This is a genomic window from uncultured Romboutsia sp. (genome assembly GCF_958366745.1).
GTDB classification, from domain to species: domain Bacteria; phylum Bacillota; class Clostridia; order Peptostreptococcales; family Peptostreptococcaceae; genus Romboutsia; species Romboutsia timonensis.
In genome coordinates this window covers 1-4,231 of the sequence record NZ_CATXCO010000205.1, presented here as the reverse complement: position 1 = coordinate 4,231, position 4,231 = coordinate 1, and the positions used below count along the sequence as shown (strand labels likewise).

Genomic DNA, 4,231 nt, shown 5'->3' with positions numbered 1-4,231 from the left:
AAATGGGATTAACGATGATGGTACTAAAGCTATATATGGTAAAGAAAAATATAACTAATTTTTATAATACACTAGTATATTTATTAAAAGAACGAGGAATAAGCGATTTTGATTTTATTTTAGGGCCAAACCCATGTTCAATTTCAAAAATAAACTCAAATTATAGATGGCAAATATTATTTAAAGATGATAATATTGAAATTAATTTATTAAAGGGTATAATAAAATATATATGTATAACAAAAAGAGATGTTGTGTTTAGCAAAGAAATAAACATATCAATAGATATTAACCCAAATAGTGTATTATAGGAGGAATAAAAAATGGCATTAAGAGAAATAGTTCAAATAGGAGAACCAGTTTTAAGAAAGAAAGCAAAAAAAGTTGAAGTAATCGATGAAAAGATATTACAAATATTAGATGATATGGCAGATACAATGTATAATGCTGATGGAGTAGGACTTGCTGCACCTCAAGTTGGTATATTAAAAAGAATAGTAGTTATAGATATCGGAGATGGACTACTAGAACTTATAAATCCTGAAATAATAGAAACATCTGGAGAGCAAATAGGAGAAGAAGGATGTTTAAGTGTTATAGGAGAATCAGGAATAGTTAGAAGACCAAATGTTGTAAAAGTAAGAGCTTATAATAGAAAAGGTCAATTATTTGAAATAGAAGGAGAAGAGCTTTTAGCTAGAGCATTCTGCCACGAGATAGATCATTTAGATGGTATACTATACGTAGATAAAGTAGAAAAATAATAGGAGCTGATAAAATGAGAGTACTATTTATGGGAACGCCTGATATAGCTACAGGGTGTTTGCAAAAACTGATAGATGAAAAATATGACATAATAGGTGTTGTAACTCAACCTGACAAGCCACAAAATAGAGGTAAAAAATTAGGTATGCCACCTGTTAAAGAATTAGCTTTAAAATATGATATACCTGTATATCAACCAATAAAAGCTAGAGATGAAGAATTTGTAGCAACTTTAAAAGAACTAAATCCAGATATAATAGTAGTAGTTGCATTTGGTCAAATACTTCCAAAGTCAATATTAGATATACCTAAATTTGGATGTATAAATGTTCACGTTTCATTATTGCCTAAGTATAGAGGAGCAGCTCCAATAAACTGGGTAATAATAAATGGAGAAGAAAAGACTGGAGTTACTACTATGTATATGGATGAAGGTCTAGATACTGGAGATATGATATTAACAGAAGAATTTGATTTAGATGATGAAATAACAGCAGGTGAACTTCATGACAAAATGAAAGATAGAGGAGCAGATGTTTTAATAGAAACATTAAAACAAATAGAAAAAGGAACTGCTCATAGAATACCTCAAAATCATGAAGAGTTTACATATGCTCCAATGATGAATAAAGCCTTAGGAGAAATAAACTGGTCAAAATCAGCAAGAGAAATACATAATCTTGTAAGAGGTGTAAATCCATGGCCAAGTGCTTATACAACTTATGAAGGATCGACTATGAAGGTATGGAAAACTGAAGTTTTAAATGAAACTAGTGATAAAGAGCCAGGAACAATACTTAAGGTTGATAAAGATGGTATAAGAATAAGTACTAAGGATAATGTAGTTTTAGTTAAAGAAATTCAAATGCCAGGAAAGAAAAGAGTGCTTGTATCTGAATATATAAAAGGAAATAATATAAACACTAATACAATATTAGGTTAGGTATGAATATGATAGATATCAAAAAATACCTAACTACGATAGGGATATTAATAGCAATACTTATTTTAGGTACTGCTATTATAAATATATTTATATCTAGTTTAGTTAATATATTTGGATTATTAATTAATATTTTAGTATTATCTATAATAATAATTATAATTTTTTCAACAATAGTTACTTATAATATAATTAAAGATAAAAAAGTTAATTCTAGTTTAATGAAAATTAACTTAAAAATTGCAAACTTATTATTTAATCCAGTTATTTTTATAGCTTCATCTATAGGTATACCTAAAAATGAAATGAGAAAAATATATGTAAAGTTAAATAATAGCTATATATATAGCAACAAATATAATTTTAATTCTAAAGATATAATGATACTTATACCTCATTGTGTACAAAAAAATAGTTGTAAATTAAAAGTAACTAATAAAATAGAAAATTGTGCAAAATGTGGGTTATGCAATGTAAGTGATTTAGTAAAACTAAAAGAAAAAACAGGAATAAACATATTCATAGCTACAGGTGGAACATTAGCTAGAAAAGTAATTATAGAAAATAAACCTAAAGCTGTTATAGCTGTAGCTTGTGAAAGAGATTTAACATCTGGTATTCAAGATATGAAGCATATACCAGTGTTAGGTATATTTAATAAAAGGCCAAATGGTCCGTGTGTAGATACTTTTATAGATATACACGAAGTTGAAGATGCAATAAATTTCTTAACTAATAAAAAATAAATACTAAGGGAGAGTGGTTTTAATGCCATATTATGGTTACGGAGGTTATGGATATTATGGATGGGATCCTACATTTATAATCTTAGTTCCAGCTATACTTTTTACTATTTATGCTCAGTTTAAAGTAAGTTCTACAACTAGTAGATTTTTAAGAGTTAATACTCAAAGAGGATTTACAGGAGAACAAGTTGCAAGAAGAATATTAGAATCAAATGGATTATATGATGTTAGAATTGAAATGGTAAGAGGTCATTTAAGTGACCATTATGACCCAAGAAATAAGGTATTAAGACTATCACAGGATATATACTATGGAACATCAGTAACATCAGTAGCTGTTGCTGCTCATGAATGTGGCCATGCGATTCAACATGCTAAAGGATATGTGCCTCTAAATTTAAGAAGTAGTTTAGTTCCGGTAGTAAACTTTGCATCAAATATATCATGGCTTTTAATCGCGTTAGGATTTATTATGAGAGGTCCATTTTTAGAAATAGGTATACTTTTATTTTCAGCATCAGTTTTATTTCAAATAATAACTTTGCCTGTTGAGTTTAATGCTTCTAATAGAGCATTAGTTCAACTTGGAGATTTAGGTATTGTAGAAGGTAAAGAGTTAAGCCAAAGTAGAAAAGTACTTACAGCAGCAGCATTAACATATGTTGCAGCGGCTTTAACATCAGTACTTCAATTACTTAGATTAGTAGCAATAGCTAACAGAGATAATGATTAAATGGAGATTGTCCTAGAGTTTCTAGGACTTTTTCTGTGTAAAATAGAAGGAGACAACATATGAAGGCAAGAGAGATAGCATTTAAAATTCTTTGCGATATAGAAGAGAATAACAACTATTCTAATATAGCAATAAATAAACATTTTAAAAATTTAAAAATATCAAATCAAGATAGAGGACTAGCTACAGAAATTGTATATGGAGTAGTTGAAAATAAATACTATTTAGACTATGTTATAAATAAACTTTCAAAGATAAAGACGCAAAAATTATCAATCTGTGTTAAAATATTACTAAGAATGGGGATTTATCAGATTGCGTTTTTAAATAGTATTTCGGATTACGCAGCTGTAAATGAAACTGTTAACTTAGTTAAGAAGTATGATAAAAGATCTAGTGGATTTGTAAATGCCATACTTAGAAATATTATAAGAAATAAAGATGAGATATTAAATGTAGATATAGAAAATGACGATATAATGTATCTATCTACTAAATATTCATATAGTCCTTGGATGATAAAAAACTTTATTAATAGTTTTGGAAAAGATTTTACAGAAGACTTAATAGAAGCTAATAATGAAAAGCCTAGTATATATTTAAGAACGAATACATTAAAGATTAGCAGAGATGAGCTTATAGAAAAATTAAAAGAAAATGGTTTAAAAGCTTATAAAGTATCTATCATAGATGAAGCTATAAGGGTTGAAAATCTTAAAGATATAGAAAATAATGAATTATTTAAAGAAGGATTATTTACTATACAAGATATAAGTTCTATGATGGCATCAAAGGTATTAAATCCTAAAGAAAATTCAAATGCATTAGATGTATGTAGTGCTCCTGGAGGAAAAACTACTCACATAGCAACACTTATGAACAATACTGGTAAGGTTATTTCTAGAGATGTATTTGAACATAAATTAAAACTTATAAATAATACAGTAAATAGATTAGGTCTTACAAATGTAGAAGTTGAAAACTTTGATGCATCTATTTTAGATGAAAATAGTATAAATAAATTTGATTATGTTTTAGCTGATG

At 27.7% G+C, this 4,231-nt stretch carries 5 protein-coding genes and 1 pseudogene; all 6 read left to right on the top strand.

Annotated elements, in window-relative coordinates:
* Positions 1-311: pseudogene (locus Q5F54_RS11265) on the top strand (primosomal protein N'); the annotation flags it as partial.
* 12 nt (positions 312-323) lie between these two features.
* On the top strand, positions 324-764 hold the full coding sequence (gene def, locus Q5F54_RS11260; protein ID WP_277230993.1) for a peptide deformylase: 441 nt from the start codon (positions 324-326) through the stop codon (positions 762-764).
* 14 nt (positions 765-778) lie between these two features.
* Complete coding sequence (fmt, locus tag Q5F54_RS11255; protein WP_288525775.1) at positions 779-1,708, top strand: methionyl-tRNA formyltransferase; 930 nt, start codon at positions 779-781, stop codon at positions 1,706-1,708.
* Between the two features lie 8 nt (positions 1,709-1,716).
* The gene (locus Q5F54_RS11250; RefSeq protein WP_288525773.1) at positions 1,717-2,454 is read left to right on the top strand and encodes a DUF116 domain-containing protein; all 738 of its coding nucleotides are present in this window, start codon (positions 1,717-1,719) and stop codon (positions 2,452-2,454) included.
* Between the two features lie 22 nt (positions 2,455-2,476).
* Complete coding sequence (locus Q5F54_RS11245; RefSeq protein ID WP_288247215.1) at positions 2,477-3,187, top strand: zinc metallopeptidase; 711 nt, start codon at positions 2,477-2,479, stop codon at positions 3,185-3,187.
* Positions 3,188-3,246: 59 nt separating this feature from the next.
* Positions 3,247-4,231: 16S rRNA (cytosine(967)-C(5))-methyltransferase RsmB (gene rsmB / locus Q5F54_RS11240; RefSeq protein WP_302334445.1), on the top strand; the 985-nt coding region annotated here is incomplete at its 3' end.